The sequence below is a fragment of the Pseudoselenomonas ruminantium genome (assembly GCF_900104055.1).
Taxonomy (GTDB): domain Bacteria; phylum Bacillota; class Negativicutes; order Selenomonadales; family Selenomonadaceae; genus Selenomonas_A; species Selenomonas_A ruminantium_C.
In genome coordinates this window covers 35630-46733 of record NZ_FNJQ01000028.1, presented here as the reverse complement: position 1 = coordinate 46733, position 11104 = coordinate 35630, and the positions used below count along the sequence as shown (strand labels likewise).

General features: G+C 54.6%; 10 protein-coding genes and 1 riboswitch. Of the genes, 9 read left to right on the top strand and 1 reads right to left on the bottom strand.

Going from position 1 to position 11104, the window contains the following annotated elements:
* Positions 1-410 precede the first annotated feature (410 nt).
* From BLQ59_RS11735 to BLQ59_RS11695, 9 genes are all read left to right on the top strand, one after another.
* The gene (locus tag BLQ59_RS11735) at positions 411-1745 is read left to right on the top strand and encodes an MATE family efflux transporter (protein ID WP_218122901.1); all 1335 of its coding nucleotides are present in this window, start codon (positions 411-413) and stop codon (positions 1743-1745) included.
* A gap of 61 nt (positions 1746-1806) precedes the next feature.
* A riboswitch (cobalamin riboswitch) is annotated at positions 1807-1991 on the top strand.
* A 134-nt stretch (positions 1992-2125) separates the two neighbouring features.
* Positions 2126-3064 (top strand): nickel ABC transporter permease, encoded by a 939-nt coding sequence (gene nikB / locus BLQ59_RS11730; RefSeq protein WP_014423932.1) that lies wholly within the window; start codon positions 2126-2128, stop codon positions 3062-3064.
* On the top strand, positions 3061-3876 hold the full coding sequence (nikC, locus tag BLQ59_RS11725; protein ID WP_014423933.1) for a nickel transporter permease: 816 nt from the start codon (positions 3061-3063) through the stop codon (positions 3874-3876). Before nikB ends, nikC begins: the two co-directional genes overlap by 4 nt.
* A gap of 30 nt (positions 3877-3906) precedes the next feature.
* The gene (locus BLQ59_RS11720; protein ID WP_074573057.1) at positions 3907-5493 is read left to right on the top strand and encodes an ABC transporter substrate-binding protein; all 1587 of its coding nucleotides are present in this window, start codon (positions 3907-3909) and stop codon (positions 5491-5493) included.
* 10 nt (positions 5494-5503) lie between these two features.
* Positions 5504-6292, top strand: coding sequence for an ABC transporter ATP-binding protein (locus BLQ59_RS11715; RefSeq protein WP_014423935.1), 789 nt, complete (start codon positions 5504-5506; stop codon positions 6290-6292).
* On the top strand, positions 6282-7061 hold the full coding sequence (locus BLQ59_RS11710) for an ABC transporter ATP-binding protein (RefSeq protein WP_074573056.1): 780 nt from the start codon (positions 6282-6284) through the stop codon (positions 7059-7061). Before BLQ59_RS11715 ends, BLQ59_RS11710 begins: the two co-directional genes overlap by 11 nt.
* 173 nt (positions 7062-7234) lie before the next feature.
* Positions 7235-8494 (top strand): [FeFe] hydrogenase, group A, encoded by a 1260-nt coding sequence (locus tag BLQ59_RS11705; RefSeq protein WP_014423937.1) that lies wholly within the window; start codon positions 7235-7237, stop codon positions 8492-8494.
* 10 nt (positions 8495-8504) lie between these two features.
* Entirely contained in the window at positions 8505-8813 is a 309-nt protein-coding gene (locus tag BLQ59_RS11700; RefSeq protein WP_014423938.1) for an iron hydrogenase small subunit, read from the top strand.
* Positions 8814-8826: 13 nt separating this feature from the next.
* Positions 8827-9492 carry a cytochrome b/b6 domain-containing protein gene (locus tag BLQ59_RS11695; RefSeq protein ID WP_256324667.1) on the top strand — a complete coding sequence of 222 codons (666 nt, stop codon included), beginning with the start codon at positions 8827-8829 and terminating at the stop codon, positions 9490-9492.
* Between the two features lie 59 nt (positions 9493-9551).
* On the opposite strand, the gene hydG is transcribed toward BLQ59_RS11695, so the two are convergent.
* Positions 9552-10967: a [FeFe] hydrogenase H-cluster radical SAM maturase HydG gene (hydG, locus tag BLQ59_RS11690; protein ID WP_074573061.1), complete on the bottom strand. Its 1416-nt coding sequence runs from the start codon at positions 10965-10967 to the stop codon at positions 9552-9554.
* Between the last annotated feature and the right edge of the window lie 137 nt (positions 10968-11104).

Sequence of the window (11104 nt, the reverse complement as noted above, 5' to 3'; positions counted from 1 at the left end):
CTGTAAGTAACAAGTACATCGATGTTCTTGTTACGGGAGCAACGGTTCGTGCCAATTGCAGATTTCGTATCTTGGGGCGAACGGGGGCGTGCTTTTGCTGTGGGAGCGACAGTCTGAGCGCAGCGAAGACCGGCCCGACAGAAAAAGTTGCTAGATAGCACGCTGAAAGACGCGCCGTTGGCCTGCCCGGCGCATCCAGCTAAACAGCTCTAAATTTGCAGGGAGGGTCGTTTAGCGGAAACAGCAAAAGTACGCCCCCGTTCACCCCTGACTGCGTATGTGCGGGATTATTTTGGCACGAACTAACCGACAAACTGCAATTTTTATATCCCCCCGGGGGGCTTGTGGAGTTGTTGTCGCACTTGCTATCATGGAATTGATACTGATTTTCGGTGATAAGGAGTGATGGCGTGCGCTTGAAGGATGAAGACAGACATTATTTGGGGATTGCGATGCCTGCCGCTTGGGAAGGACTGTTCATGGTGCTTCTGAGCTCGGTGGATATCATTATGGTGGGCGCATTGGGCACGTCGGCGATTGCGGCGGTGAGCATCTTTACCCAGCCACGCATGATGCTCTTATGCGTGGTGCGTTCGGTGGCTTCGGTGCTGACCTTGCTGACCGCCCGGAAGTTTGGGGCGCAAAAGCTTTCGGAGGTGCCTGCACTGCTCTCGCGGACACTTTTTTGCATGATTATCCTGATGGGGGCGCTGCATCTGCTGTTCTTCTGGCACCTGGAGGGAATCCTGAGCTGGATGGGGGCCAAGGAGGATTATATGGCAGCGGCCCTGTCCTATGGGGATATTGCCCTGCTGGGCGTGTTTTTGACCACGCTGTCTACAATCTTACAGGCGGTGCAGCTGGGTTATGGACATACCAGACAGGTGATGAGCGCCAATGTGCAGGGAAATGTTGTCAACATTATCGGCAATGCCTTGTTCATCTTCGGACTGGGGCCATTTCCCGAGCTGGGCGTTGTGGGCGCGGCTATCGGGACGGTAATGGGCACGAGCTGGACACTGGCGGCAACGGGCTGGCAGCTGCGGCAGAGCGAATGGGCCGGCTGGGGACGCTTCCTGCCGACGCGGGAATACTTCCGGGAGTTCCTGCCCGTGTTTGCAGGCGTGTTCAGCGAACAGGGCTTTGAGCGCATTGGCATGGTGCTCTATACCCGCATGGTGGCAGAGCTGGGGACAGCGGCTTATGCGGTGCATGCCATCTGCATGAACTTTTGCGATTTCTATTACTGCTTTGCTGGCGGCTTGGGCAAGGCCAATATGGTCATGGCCGGCCATGCGCATGGGGCGGGGGATTGGGCTTATTGGCAGCGCCAGCTCAGAGCCGGGCTTAAGTGGAGCGTACTGTTCTCTATGGTTTCCTTTGTGCTGACATTTGCCCTGCGGGAAGAAATCTTCAGCCTCTATTCCCATGAGGCTGAGCTTTTGCCCTTGGGCGCGATGATCATGATCTTTGTGGCCGCGGTGAGCTTCCCCGAAGCGCATGCGATGGTCTGTGCGGGCGTCCTGCGCGGGAGCGGGCAGACCAGCCAGGTCGCGGCTTATTCCTTTGTGAGCATCGCGTTCCTGCGGCCGCTGATCACGGCTTTTTTCCTGCAGGTATTGGAGCTGGGACTTGCTGGGGCATGGCTGGCATTGGCTATCGACCAGTCCATCCGGGCTGGCTGTGCGTCCTTCCTGCTCTGGCGTTTGTGGCGCAGCCGGCCGCAGGCAGCCTATGAGACTTGACACAGGTCCATGATGATGATAAAATTGTGCATGTTTGTGATATTTATCATACGATTACAGCTGAATATGGATTGAATCCGGTGTCGGAAGACTTAATAGAGAAGCTGGTATAAGCCAGCGCGGTCCCGCCACTGTAACAGGGAGTCATATGGCATTTAGGTCACTGAAAGGGGCAAAGCACTTTCGGGAAGGCGCGATATGATGATGAACTGGAGCCAGGAGAACTGCCGGATTGATAATCACCGCTGGGAGCTGCACTGCGGCTCCCGATACCCGCGAGCGATGGGGATGGGGATTTTGCTGGAGTAGTTTATGGTGAGCCTGTCTGTTTTTATGCGGACAGGCTTTTTTATATTATTTTTTATGAGGAGTGGGATGTTTTGCAAAAAATCATCGGCAAGATGTCACAAATGCTGGTGACGCTTGTAGGCGTCAGCTTTTTGACCTTTTGCCTGACCTATCTGGCGCCGGGGGATCCGGCGGCGATGCTCTTAGAGGCTGGGGATACCATCGTGTCCCAGGAGACTTTGGACAAGACGCGTGCGGAATTAGGTCTGGACAAGCCCTTTCTGGTGCAGTATGCCAACTGGGCCGGGGGCGTGCTGCATGGGGATATGGGCATGTCCTATTCGGCCAAGAAACCGGTGACGGACAAGTTGTTGGAGGGCTTTGCCGGAACATTGACGCTGGCGGCTGTGACCATCGTGTTCGTGCTGCTGATTTCCCTGCCCTTGGGCATCTGGTCGGCGGTACACCGCAATGGCTGGCAGGATTATCTGGTGCGGGGCGTGTCCTTTATCGGCGTGTCCATGCCGAGCTTTTGGATTGGTCTGATCTTTCTCTATGTGTTTGGCCTGAGGCTGGGCTGGTTCCCAATAGCCAAATCCGCCGTGACGGCGGAGGGCATCGTACTGCCTGCGCTGACGCTGGCGCTCTATATGTCTTCCAAGTACATCCGTCAGGTGCGCACGGTATTTCTGGAAGAACTGCGGCAGGATTATGTGGTGGGCGCCCGGGCCAGAGGCCTTTCGGAGCAGGCCATCCTTTGGAAGCATGTGCTGCCCAATGCCGTATTGCCATTGATTACCCTGCTCGGCATGTCCATTGGCTGGCTGCTGGGCGGTGTGGCCGTCATCGAGATGGTGTTCTCCTGGCCGGGCATCGGCAATATGGCGGTGCGGGCGATTTCCATGCGTGATTATCCGCTGATTGAAGGCTTCGTGCTCTGGATTTCTATCGTCTACATGGGCATCAATGCGCTGGTGGATCTATCCTATGTCTATCTGGATCCGCGGCTGAAAAAGGAGGGCAGGGCATGACGGTTTTTCGGGAAAATAAATTATTTGCCTTCTATACGGCGCTGGTCGCATTGATCGTGCTATTGGCGTTGTTTGCGCCCTTCCTGGCGCCGCAGGATCCCATGGCCGGCGATATGAAGCTGGTCCTGCAGACGCCGTCGGCCCAGCATGTACTCGGTACGGATAAACTGGGGCGGGATATTTTCTCCCGCATACTCTGCGGCACGCAGATTTCCCTGTTTATGGCTTTGTGCCTGGTGGCCCTGATTGCCGTCGTAGGCACATTGGTGGGAGTATTGGCCGGTTACTTCGGCGGCTGGCTGGAAACGATCCTGATGCGCTTTGCGGATATGATGCTGGCGTTCCCCGGCATCGTGCTGGCCATCGCCATTGCCGGTATCCTGGGCGGCAGTGTGGTCAATACCATCCTGGCTCTGCTGGTGGTGAGCTGGGCCAAATACGCGCGGCTGGTCAGGAGCCTGGTCATCCGCCTGCGCGGCCAGGATTTCATTTTGGCCGCCAAGATTCAGGGCGCGCGTACGGCGAGCATTCTCTGGCGTCATATCCTGCCCAATGTCCTGCCTATGGTGGTGATCACCGGGGCCATGGACATCGGCACGATGATGATGGAGATTGCCGGCTTGTCCTTCCTGGGCTTTGGCGCCCAGCCGCCGACACCGGAATGGGGACTGATGCTCAATGAGGGGCGGCAGTATATCCAGTCGGCACCCTGGCTGATGATTTATCCAGGGCTGGCTATTTTTATCGTGGTGGCGATATTCAATCTGTGGGGAGACAGCCTGCGGGATGTGCTCGACCCACGGCAGGAATAAACTATTTTAGCAAAGGGGAAGTTTTGAGAAATGAAGATTTTTAACGCGAAGAAGTTATGGAAAGCCGTGAGCCTTGGTCTCTGCGGTGCGGCTCTGACTGTGATGCTGGCCGGCTGCGGTGCGGATAACAGCAGCTCGGTGGATAAGGGCGTGCTCAAGGTTGGTGTGACGAATTTTGCCGATACCTTAGAGCCTACGCAGAATTTCTTTGGCTGGGTGGTCATGCGCTATGGCCTGGGCGAATGCCTGACGAAATTTGACGAGAAGATGAACGTGCAGCCCTGGCTGGCTGAAAGCTGGAGCATCAGCGATGACCATACGACCTGGACATTCAAGATTCGTGAGGGCGTGAAGTTCTCCAATGGCAATCCGCTGACGGCTGATGCGGTCAAGAAATCCATCGAACGCGCTTTCGAGAAGAACAACCGCGCCGCGACTTTCTTCAAGTACAAGGAAATCAAGGCCGAAGGCCAGACACTGACCATCGTGACGGAAAAGCCCATGCCGAATATGCCGGGCTTTTTGGCCGATCCCCTGTTCATCATCGTGGATACCAGCGCTGAGGGCAGCCGTGACTTTGCCAAGGAAGGCCCCATCTGCACCGGCCCCTATATGGTGGAATCCTTCGTGAAGGAAAAGGCCGTGATGAAGAAGAACCCGAACTATTGGGATGGCGAAGTGCCGTTTGAAACCGTAGAGATCCCGTCCATCGACGATCCGAACACCCGCGCTATGGCGCTGCAGTCCGGCGAGGTGGATATGGCCGTGAACATTGCCGCTGGCGATATGGATACGTTCCGCGGCAACGACAAGTTCTTCGTGGATGAGATTTCCTCCCTGCGTACGGTGCTGGCCCGTCTGAACCATAAGGGCATCCTGAAGGATGACAAGGTGCGTGCTGCACTGATCTGCGGCTGCGACCGGGAAACTTACAATAATGTACTCCTGAAGGGCACCTTCCTGCCGGGCAAGGCTCCGGTACCGCCATCCATGGACTATGGCTTTGACCAGCTGACCGATCCTAACGCCTACAATCCGGAACGGGCAGCCAAGCTCCTCGATGAAGCTGGCTGGAAGGATACCAATGGCGATGGCATCCGCGAAAAGGATGGCCAGCCGCTGAAGCTGGACTTCGTGGTCTACAACAGCCGCGCCGAACTGCCGCTCTATGCCGAAGCTGTGCAGGCTGACCTCAAGAAGCTGGGCTTTGACATCAATATAAAGACCGTGGATTACAATCTTGTAGACCAGATGGGCATCAAGGGCGAATATGACCTCTTGATTTCCAACATCACGACGGCCAACACGGGCGATCCGGAAATCTTCCTGTCCTGGTATTGGAAGACCAACCACAATGGCGATAATCCGCAGAATGGTTCCGGTTACAGCAATCCGGCCCTCGACGCTAAGTTCAATGAACTGGCCGCTGAATTTGACAAGAGCAAACGTCGTCAGCTGATCATCGACATCCAGCAGATCCTGCTTAATGATGGTGCGGCTCTGTTCCTGGGCTATCCGCAGACCAATATCGTCAGCAACAAGGCTCTGGCCAATGTGAAGATGTATCCGTCTGACTACTATTGGATCACGAATATCATCAAACCGGCTGGTAAATAAGGGATAAATCATGTTGTTGAATGTAAAAGAGCTTGCTATTGACTATCAAGGCAAAAACACCGTGGCAAATGTCAATTTTGACTTGTCAGCCGGGGAAATCATGGCCATTGTCGGTGAATCCGGCAGTGGCAAGACTTCTGTGATTCGCGCTATCTTAGGCTGCCTTTCGGGCACGGGGCAGGTATCTGCCGGGGAAATCAACTTCAACGGCCGCGATATCGCGCATCTCTCGAATAAGGAATGGCTCGCCATCCGGGGCAAGGATATGGCCATGATCTTCCAGGACAGCGGAAATATGCTCAATCCTGTGCAGACCATCGGCCGGCAGTTTGTGGAATACATCCAGCTGCATAGCAAGCTGAGCCATAGTGAGGCCGTGAAAAAGGCCTGCGGCCTGCTCGCCCGCATGAATCTGCCGGATCCGGCCCGCGTGATGGACTCCTATGCCTTTGAACTCAGTGGCGGCATGCGCCAGCGCGTAGGCATTGCCATGGCGCTGACTTTCTCGCCGCAGCTGCTGCTCGCAGATGAACCGACGTCGGCGCTCGATGTGACCACTCAGGCGCAGATCGTCGATGAGCTGATGCAGGTGGTCCACGAAGCCGGTTCGGCCATGATCATCGTCACTCATAATATCGGCGTGGCGGCCCATATGGCCGATAAGATCATGGTCATGGCTGGCGGCAAGGTCGTGGAATACGGCAAAACGGATGAAATCATCAAAAATCCGCAGGCTGAATACACCCGTACTTTGCTGGGTTCCGTGCCGGAGATTGGAGGTCAGCGCTATGTCAGCTAAGGAAGTCCTGCTCGCCACTGACAAGGTAAGCAAAATCTTTACCTTGAAGGATGGGACGAGATTCACAGCCTGCAATGAGGTGAGCATCAGCCTGCACAAGGGCGAGACGCTGGGACTCGTAGGCGAATCCGGCTGCGGCAAGTCCACCTTCGTCCGCACGATCATGGGGCTGCATCCTGCGACCAGCGGCAAGATCCTGTTCAAGGGGGAGGATATCACCAATCTGACGGGCGAAAAGCGCCGGGAGATGGCCAAGCATATCCAGATGATCTTCCAGGATCCGGCGACGGCTTTCAATCCCAAAATGCGCATCAAGGACATCATCTGCGAGCCCTTGCGCAATTTTGAGCGCGTCAGTGATAAGGAAGCCGAGGCCAGGGCCGTTGACCTATTGCGGCAGGTGGAACTGGCGCCGGAAATCGCCCTGCGCTATCCGCATGAGCTTTCTGGCGGTCAGCGTCAGCGTGTCGGCATTGCCCGGGCACTGATCTTAGAGCCGGAAATCATCATCTGCGATGAGGCCACTAGCGCGCTTGATGTGTCCGTGCAGGATAGCATTGCCAAGCTGCTGGCCAAGATCCAGCGGGAAAAGGGTGTCAGCTATATTTTCATCTGCCATGATCTGGCCCTCGTGAGCCTGATTAGCCATCGGGTGATGGTGATGCAGAAGGGCAATGTGGTGGAGGAACTGCCGGGGGATAAGCTGCAGTCCTGCCAGCATCCCTATACGAAAAAATTATTGGCCTCGGTGTTTACCGTGCATAGATAAATAGGAACAGCCTATGAAAACCGTGTGTTTTCATAGGCTGTTTTTTATGGAAAAATATGCAATTCATATCCCCCGGGGGAGCTTGTGAGAATATTTGAAATTTTTTAAAATAGATTTAAGGATTTGACATGGTCAGAGACTGAGATTTTTTGGGACAGGGAGGTAAGGAAATTATGCCAAGATCCTATCAGGAGAATGAACTATCCAGCATCATCAGGATTGATGAAACGAAATGCAAGGGCTGTGACACCTGCAAATCGTTTTGTCCGGCTGATGCGATCGATGGCCCCTATGGTGCGAATCACCGCATCAACAGTGACCGCTGCTTGCAGTGCGGGCAGTGTCTGGTGAATTGCCCCTTCGGTGCCATTGAGGACACCGCGGATGTGGTGGATCAGGTGATCGAGAAACTGCAGGATGGCAAGACCACGGTGGTGGCCACGGTAGCGCCAGCTGTGCGCGTGGCGCTAGGGGAAGAGTTCGGGATGGAACCGGGGAAACTGATAACCGAGCAGATGTATGGCGCGCTGAAACAGGCGGGTTTCAAGATCATGGATGTCAATTTTGCGGCGGATAACACCATTCTGGAGGAAGGTACAGAACTCATCCATAAGATCCAGAAATATGTGCTGAACAAGCCGGTAACGGAGGAGTTGGGACCGCTGCCTCAGTTTACTTCCTGCTGTCCGGCCTGGGTGCGGTATATGGAACTTTATCATCCGGATTTGCGCCAGCATCTGTCCTCGGCGAAATCCCCGCAGGGGATGGCAGGGCCCGTGGCAAAAATCTACGGTGCCAAGGAAATCTGGAAGGTCGAGCCGGAGCGGATTTTCTGTGTGGGCGTCTATCCCTGCACCGCCAAGAAACTGGAAGCCTCGCGGCCGGAATTTACCGCGGCGGCGGACTATTGGAAGAAGCAGGGACATACCGCTGCTTATCAGGATACGGATGTGGTGCTGACGACCAGAGACCTGGCAAGATTGCTCAAGAAGCTGGATATTGATATCCGCAATGTGCAGCCTGCCGAGGAAAAAGACAATCCACTCGCAGAGTATACCGGGGCGGGAACGATATTCGGCGCCACGGGCGGTGTGATGGAGGCTGCCTTGCGCACGGCGTACTTTGTCTTGACCGGTCAGGAGCTGGCCGACCTAGACTATGAGCCTGTGCGTGGCCTGGACGAAGTGAAATCTGCCGAAATCCCGTTGAAGCTCAAGGATGGCGGTCAGGAAATCACCTTGAAGATTGCGGTGGTTCATGGCACGAAAAATGTGGAACCCCTGCTGGCGGAAATCAAGGCCGGGAAATCGAGCTATCATTTCATCGAAGTCATGAACTGTCCGGGCGGCTGCGTGAATGGCGGCGGTCAGCCCATCAATCCCATGGGGACGTCATGGACAGGCAAGTTCAAGGCAATTCTGCCGTGGTCGTAGGAGGTGCACCATGAAACGATATTCCTATGAAGAAAAAGGCGTGAAGATCAGTCGCCGGGAGTTTTTGGGCTTTGTGGGTGTGGTGACCGCTTTCCTTTGGACCGGTATCTACACGATGACCGATCTGGTCGTTGACCGGACGAAATACATCAAGATGCGCACGGCGGGGCTTTATCAGGATGATGAGAAGCAGGCGAAGCGGCAGAGCCATAACAATCAAAGCCTGTTGAACATGTATAAGAGCCTGAACTTCCAACCCATGAGCCCGCTGGCCGAAGAATTGTTCCATACCCATTATATAGACCGCAGCATCCTGTAAGAAAGGCGGGAGAATGATGAAAAAATTCAAAGGAAATGAGCGCATCCTGCATCATAAATTGCCGACAAGACTATTCCACTGGTGTTTAGTCTTGAGCTTTTTGCCGGCTGGTTTTACCGGGCTGATCCTGTTCTTCCGTCCGCTGGGAGATGCTGGCATGAATCTGGCGATGCAGGTGCATATCGTGGGCGGCTGGATCTTGTTTATCGCCTGTGCCTTGTTCTTCTTGCTCTGTCCCGGGCGCGTAATTGCCTTCTGGCGGGAAATCACCACCTGGACGGATGATGATTATGCCTGGATGAAGATTTCCGGCGGCTATATCCATAAGTTCCTGATGCTGGAATATGAGGTTCCGCCCATGAATAAGCTCAATTCCGGGCAGAAAATGATGGGAGTTATGGTGCTGGTCGGCACCACGCTGCTCATCCTGACCGGCTTGGTGCTCTATGTGTCACTGCCGCTGGTGCCCAAGGAAATTGCCTTCTATGCTGACCGCATCCATTTGGTGGTGGGCATATTCCTGTTCCTGTGCATTGTCGGGGGCCATATCCCACTGGGCATCTATAACTGGCCGGAGTTCTGCAGTATGTTTGGCGACGGGACCATCAACGCCCAGCATGCCCAGGAACATCATCCGCTGTGGACGAAACATGAGATCAAAGAGACCAATAAGAACTGATTGATGAGATGAAGGAAACTGCCATACCGCAGAATGTTCTGTGGTATGGCAGTTTTTCTTTAGAAGCGGAAATCCCGTTCGCCCTGTTCGATTTTCTGTAAACGCGTTTGCAATGTCTTTTGGGCCACGGGATTACTTACTTCCGGAATGTTTTTGGCGATAAGCTTCTCGCCGGCGGCTTTTGTTTCCGGGGAGGCGTAGTCTTCCAGATATTCCTTCAGCGTCATCAGGGCATTGGGCAGGCAGCAGTTCTGGATCTGCTTAGCCTTGCAGAGGGCCATGAACCGGTCGCCGGTACGGCCTTCCCGATAGCAGGCGGTGCAGAAGGAGGGGACATAGTCCATATCGATCAGCCACTTCATCACTTCGTCCAATGAGCGGGTATCGGATACATCAAACTGCACGGTGTCTTCGGGGCGGGTTTCCTGTGTGTAGCCGCCGACAGAAGTACGGGAACCGCCGGAAATCTGGGAAATGCCCAGATGCAGGACACGTTCCCGGGACTTTTGTGACTCGCGGGTGGAAACGATCATGCCCGTATAGGGGACGGCAATACGGATGCAGGCGACGATCTTGGCGAAGGTGTCATCATCGATAGCATTGCTGAAGGTGCTCACATCGATGTCTTCGGCTGGGCATATCCTGGGCACGGAAATGGTATGGGGGCCGACGCCGAATTTGGCTTCCAGATGCTCCGCGTGCATCAGGAGACCGGCGTATTCGTAGCGATATTTATCCAGGCCAAAGAGAACGCCGAGCCCCACATCATCAATGCCGCCTTCCATGGCGCGGTCCATAGCTTCAGTATGGTAGGCATAATCATGTTTGGGGCCGGTGGGATGGAGCACTTCATAGGAGTCTTTATGATAGGTTTCCTGAAACAGGATATAAGTGCCAATGCCAGCTTCGTGCAGGCGGCGGTAATTTTCTACGGTGGTGGCGGCAATATTCACATTGACGCGGCGGATGGCGCCGTTCTTATGTTTGACGGAATAAATGGTATGAATGCAGTCGAGGATGTATTCGATGGGATTGTTCACCGGATCTTCGCCAGCTTCGATGGCCAGCCGCTTGTGGCCCATTTCCTGCAGGGCAATGACTTCCTCCCGGATTTGTTCCTGGCTGAGTTTCACGCGGGGAATATTCTTGTTAATGCCATGATAGGGACAGTAGATGCAGCCATTGATGCAGTAGTTGGAGAGGTAAAGCGGTGCGAACAGGACGATGCGGTTGCCGTAGAATTCTTTTTTGATTTCTTCGGCCAGATGATAGATCTCCTCGTTCTTGGCGGGAATATCGCAGGCCAGCAGCACGGAGGCCTCCCGGTGGTCAAGCCCCTTGCATTCCCGTGCCTTGGCCAGGATGGCATCGATAAGCTCGGTATCGTTCTTGTGCTGGTCTGCATAAGCAAGGGACGTGAGGATTTCCTCATGGTTGATGAATTCTTCCGCCTTGCTGGATTTCGGATTGTACATGTTATCGCTCTCCTTTACGCCAATATGAAACAAGACGCCGGGCATAGCAGGGATACTGCTGCGCGGCGCCTTAATATTGCAGAGGACAAACGGGATCTTGTTTTCTGCACAGGGAGCGTTCCCCATCCAACCGAGCC